The organism is Candidatus Neomarinimicrobiota bacterium (assembly GCA_041862535.1).
Classification (GTDB): Bacteria; Fidelibacterota; Marinisomatia; order SCGC-AAA003-L08; family TS1B11.
The window spans coordinates 1-5360 of record JBGVTM010000207.1 but is presented as its reverse complement, the minus strand read 5'-3'; the positions used below and the strand labels follow the sequence as shown (position 1 = coordinate 5360).

Below are 5360 nucleotides of genomic sequence, written 5' to 3'. Positions count from 1 at the left end.
TGGGTGATGAACTGGTTTTGCTGGGCCAGGGACGTGATGGCACCATCGCGGCTACTGTGGTTAAGGTAAAGGGAATTTACAGTTCTGGCCAGGACGAATTCGATCGTTCATCTATGCATATCTCGCTTAAGGACTTTCAAGATGTATATTCCATGCACGGGGCCGTCCATGAGGTTGTAGTACTTGGAAGATCCTTAGACGAGGTATCGGAGATGAAAAAGGCTGTTGCGGCTGGTATCAAAAAGATGGAAAAAAGGCACCACCTGGTGGTGGATTGGATGGAGCTCATGCCCGGCTTGATCCAGGGCATTCAGATGGACCTGGTTGGCGGCCTTATCTTCTATTTCATTTTGATAGTGGTGGTGGCCTTCAGTATCTTAAATACCTTCCTTATGTGTATCTTCGAGCGGACAAGAGAGTTCGGTGTCATTATGGCCATTGGAACTTCTCCGGGACGGTTGACCAAGCTACTTTTGATTGAATCTACGACTATCACTATGATAGGCATTGTCGTTGGCATCATCGCTGGAAGCTTGATCACCTGGTATTTCCAGGTTCATGGGATCGTTATTTCCGGCGCATCCGAACTATTGAGACAGTATGGTATGCCAGAGAGGATCTTTCCCCAGCTTTCGCTACTTTCCGTCTCAATCGGGCCGGGTGCGGTGCTGGTCATCACCCTTTTGACTGCGTTGTATCCAGCACTTAAGGTCCGGCGTCTCCGGCCGGTGGAAGCGATGAGATCTGCGTAGGTGTGAGTAAGAAATGCATGTACACTTAGCCTGGCGAAACATTTGGCGAAACCCTAGGCGGACAGCGGTCATTATGATCGCTGTTATCATCGGGGTCTGGAGCATGATCTTTTTAGGTGCGCTGATGCGGGGTATCGCGGACCAAATGCTCCGAAACGGTGTCGCTACGCTCACCGGGCATATCCAGGTACATCATAAAGGGTATCGAGATGACCCGGTTGTCGAGAACAGCATGACCGATTTTCAGAGGGTAGAAACAACCCTTAAGAAGCTCGTGCCATCTGGCACCCAGTGGACTTTTAGGGTTCGGGTTAGCGCTATTGCCAGCAACGCTCGACACTCGGATGGTGTGACATTAGTGGGGATTGATCCTCTACGCGAGGCCAAGGTCTCGTTCATCGGGCAGGCGCTCACCCAGGGGCGTTACCTCAAGTCTGATGACAAATACGGGATTGTGGTGGGTAAGGCCTTAGTGGGCACGTTTGAGACCAGATTGGGCCGTAAGCTGGTTCTCATGTCACAGGATGTTGATCGGGAGATCGCCTCCAGGGCCTTCCGTATTGTCGGGATCTTCAGGGCCGAAATGGAGGCCACGGAGAAACAGTTTGTCTTTGTCACCATGCCTGCGGCCCAGGAAATGCTCAAGTTGAAGAACAATATCTCCGAGGTGTCCATCATTCTTCCCGATTACAAGCAAGTCAACCAGGTGGCAACCGACCTGCGGGCCGCCTTGCCGCCTGCATATTATGAAGTGCAGACCTGGCGGGAACTCCTTCCCTTAGTCACCGCATACCTGAAGATTTATGACCAGTTTATGTTCTTGTGGTTCCTAGTAGTTTTCATTGCTATGGGCTTTGGCATCGTCAACACCATGCTCATGGCTGTATTCGAGCGAATACGTGAGTTCGGCCTGCTCAAGGCACTGGGGATGAAGCCATGGTGGATCATTAGAGAGGTCCTGACAGAGTCGTGTTTTCTCCTGGTTATTGGTATGGCCATTGGGAACATCTTAGGGCTTTTGAGTGTTTTCGCCCTTTCAGGCAGCGGCATCAATCTTTCTGCCCTGGCCGCCGGCATGGAATATTTCGGTATATCTCGGGTGATTTACCCGGTCATCTACGGTAGGGACTTGACCATGGCCAACCTGGTGGTATTTATCTTGGGTCTTTTGGTGAGCCTTTATCCAGCCGCTAAAGCGGCCAGGTTCATCCCGGTAGAGGCCTTAGCCCACATTTGATAAGTGTACGGCCCGCTTTCCGTAGTTTGTTGCACCAAAAAATGTATGAATCCTGAGTGGTTATTGGTCTTGCTGCAACCGACAACGGACCATCGATAACAAGCATGATCTATCAGGCAGAGAGGAGATAGAATATGAACATAGTGGAATGCAGAGACGTCAAAAAGACATATCGAAAAGGCAAGGTAGAAGTTAATGCGCTTAACGGCGTGAGCCTGACCATAAAAAAGGGGGCCTTTGTCGCCCTGGCCGGGCCATCGGGGTCAGGCAAGACCACTATGCTGAATATCATCGGTGGACTGGACTTGGCTGATTCAGGCCGGATCACGGTGGACGGAAACGCACTGGATAAAATGACCCAATCGGAGTTGGCCAGCTTACGTCTGCAAAAAGTCGGGTTTGTATTCCAGGCATATAATCTTATTCCGGTCCTGTCCGCATTTGAAAACGTGGAATTCGTCATGCTCCTCCAGGGCGTGCCGTCCGCTAAGCGACGGGAACTGGCCAGGGCTATCTTGGAAGATGTGGGCTTAGAGGGGAAATACGACCGGCGTCCAGCCGAGTTATCAGGTGGGGAACAGCAGCGAGTCGCCGTTGCCAGAGCCATCGTTTCCAATCCATCCATTGTGTTAGCGGACGAGCCTACAGCCAACCTGGATTCCAAGACCGGAAAGGGTCTGCTGGAGATGATGAGGCAGATGAACGAGAAGAAAAAGGCAACCTTTATCTTTTCGACCCATGATAAGATGGTCATGGACTATGCCCGACGGCTCGTGCTCATCAGGGATGGCCTCGTGGCAGATGATCAGGTCCGGGAAGGGTAGAACCGGGAAAGGCCTTGGGTCAAAAGGCTCTCACATTTTACGGATTCCTGGTGTTGGGGATTTGTTTAGCCCAACTCGATCTGGCTGCTTTGGGGGCGTCAGATGCGCCCAAGAACAAATCAGTACCCACTGAGCCCTGGTATAAAAGGATCGATAGCCAGTGGGGCGGGCATATCAAGGGTAGGGGGTCTGTGTCATGGCCTGATGACGCATCATTTTTCCAGGCCGTGGGCACTGATCCTTACTATGACGGTAACGCTGAGGTCCGGGTCAAGAACAGGCTCTTTTTTGAAAAGTGGGGGATTTTCGAGACCCATTATGAGGCCATCCTTTCAGGTGGGGATACCCGGCGTAAGGTGAAGGGCTTGGAGCAGCTTTATCCGGATCTTTTCAAGGCAGCTTTTATGGTCAGCCAACGCGTGGAAGACGATCGTCGCTTTATGGATTTGACGAAGACCATTGATGAGGATAACAGCCATATCCTGTATCACCGCTTGGACCGGCTTTCCCTGACCTTGCTGCCGAAATGGGGTACCCTCAACATCGGTCGGCAGGCGGTTACCTGGGGGAATGGCCTGCTGTTTAATCCCATGGACCTGTTTAATCCCTTTTCGCCGGCGGATATCGAGCGGGATTATAAGATCGGGGATGATATGGTGTCCACCCAATATTCCGTGAATAGAATAGGTGATTTCCAGTTCCTTTATGTACCGAGGCGGGACCCGGTAACTGGAGATGCGGAATGGAACCAGTCCTCCCTGGCCGGAAAGCTGCACTTTGCCCGGGGTACTACTGAGTTGGATATCATGGCTGCTGAACACTACAGAGACACCGTAGTCGGCCTTGGCAGCACCGGATATCTTGGGGGTGCGGCCTGGCGTTTGGACGGTACATGGACCTTTCTGGAAGAGAGCGGTACGGACGGATATCTTTCCCTGGTGGCTAATATGGACTACTCCTGGGTGTGGTGGAAAAAGAACTTTTATGGATTCTTAGAGTTCTACTTTAACGGCCTGGGTGAAGACCAGTACGCGGAAGCATTTACCGATAGGGAGATTTCCGAACGTCTTGAACGGGGCGAGCTCTTCACTTTAGGCCGGACTTATTTAGGGGGCCACATCAGGGTGGAGTTACATCCTCTGTTCAATGTCTATTTGACCGTGATCAATAACCTGGCCGATCCCTCGGGAATAGTTCTACCCCGGGCTGTCTGGGATATCGCTAAAGCCATCCAGATGACATTTGGAGGTACTATTTATTATGGCGGAAGGGGCACGGAATACGGTGGATTCGAGATACCGGGCACCAACTTCCTTAATAAGGCTCCAGATAGCGCATTCCTTTGGTTGACATATTTCTATTAAGGCATGTCTATCAAATAGGCGAAGGTTCACCCCTCTTGAAAATTAGGCTGTATAAGATTCAGGTGTTGGGAGGCCCAAAGCTACTTTTTCAAATCCTCAATCAGCTCCTTCATGATGGAAGCAACATTGCCACCTGTTTTGCGGGCGATCCGATGGGCCTCACTAACGATCTTGCTGGCCTGGTGCTGAAGTTCTGAAATGGCAGGCACGGCAAGGTTCATCCTCTGGTACTTCCACACTAAAAAACGCGTCACCAGGTGCTCTTCCTGACGTCTGATGAAACCCATGGCGCTATTATCCTCTCTAGGGACACCTAACGCTGACTTTACTGCATGCAGCCGATGGACTGAGGCGCAATGTTTGGCGGTTGCTTTTTGATCGCTGCTGGTTATTGTGCCACATCCAGGACCCAGATATCGAAGTTACCCATGCGGTCGGAGTCAAAGGCAATCTTCTTTCCATCAGGGCTCCAGGCAGGGAACATATCCCAGGCCAGGTTGTCAGTGAGCTGGGTCAGGCCGCTTCCATCAGCACTCATCCTGAACACCTCGGGATTCCCGGTCCGCCAGGACCAGAAGAGGATGCGGCTTCCATCAGGGCTCCAACTCGCAGACATCTCATTCACCGGCGAGAGGGCAAGGTCCTGCTTCCCGCTGCCATCCGGGTTCATGTGTGCGAGGTCATAGCTCCCTTTGATAGGGTACGCGCCTCCTAGCCATCTGCCATAGAGGATCTTGGTGCCATCTGGTTTCCACCGGGGAACGACATTGGCACAGGCATCAGGCGATAGGTGCCTCCTCTCCATGGTCTCCACGTCTATGGTCCAGATCTCCATTCTTCCGGTTTCCTTTGATATCCAGGCTACCATCCTTCCATCCGGACCCCAGTGAGGGGTCCAATCCCAGGCATCCGACAAGCTCAGGCGCCTCAGATTAGATCCATCGGCATCCATCATGTAGATATCGCCATTGCCGGTTCGCTCGGAAACGAACACAATCCTTCTCCCATCCGGGCTCCATTGCCCATCTCCATCCAGGGCGGGATGATCGGTAAGCCGCCTCTTGTTGCCTCCGTCTGCATCCATCACCCACACATCCTGATTGCCAGCCTTGAAGGCCCAGTAGAGGATCTGGCTGCCATCCGGGCTCCACACCGGCCAACCTGCCTCTTCATCAGTTCCGGT

The 5360-nt window shown here is 52.2% G+C and carries 6 protein-coding genes; 4 read left to right on the top strand and 2 right to left on the bottom strand.

Annotated features, from left to right (window positions below; genetic code table 11):
• The 4 genes from ACETWG_07580 to ACETWG_07565 form a co-directional block, all read left to right on the top strand.
• The coding region (locus tag ACETWG_07580) for an ABC transporter permease (GenBank protein ID MFB0516448.1) at nt 1-752 on the top strand (752 nt) is incomplete at its 5' end.
• A 73-nt stretch (nt 753-825) separates the two neighbouring features.
• Entirely contained in the window at nt 826-1989 is a 1164-nt protein-coding gene (locus tag ACETWG_07575) for an ABC transporter permease (GenBank protein MFB0516447.1), read from the top strand.
• A 134-nt stretch (nt 1990-2123) separates the two neighbouring features.
• The gene (locus ACETWG_07570; protein MFB0516446.1) at nt 2124-2813 is read left to right on the top strand and encodes an ABC transporter ATP-binding protein; all 690 of its coding nucleotides are present in this window, start codon (nt 2124-2126) and stop codon (nt 2811-2813) included.
• Between the two features lie 14 nt (nt 2814-2827).
• The gene (locus tag ACETWG_07565) at nt 2828-4177 is read left to right on the top strand and encodes a hypothetical protein (protein ID MFB0516445.1); all 1350 of its coding nucleotides are present in this window, start codon (nt 2828-2830) and stop codon (nt 4175-4177) included.
• Nucleotides 4178-4257: 80 nt separating this feature from the next.
• Here ACETWG_07565 and ACETWG_07560 read toward each other — a convergent pair whose 3' ends face one another.
• Nucleotides 4258-4464, bottom strand: coding sequence for a hypothetical protein (locus ACETWG_07560; protein ID MFB0516444.1), 207 nt, complete (start codon nt 4462-4464; stop codon nt 4258-4260).
• A gap of 101 nt (nt 4465-4565) precedes the next feature.
• Nucleotides 4566-5360: hypothetical protein (locus tag ACETWG_07555; GenBank protein ID MFB0516443.1), on the bottom strand; the 795-nt coding region annotated here is incomplete at its 5' end.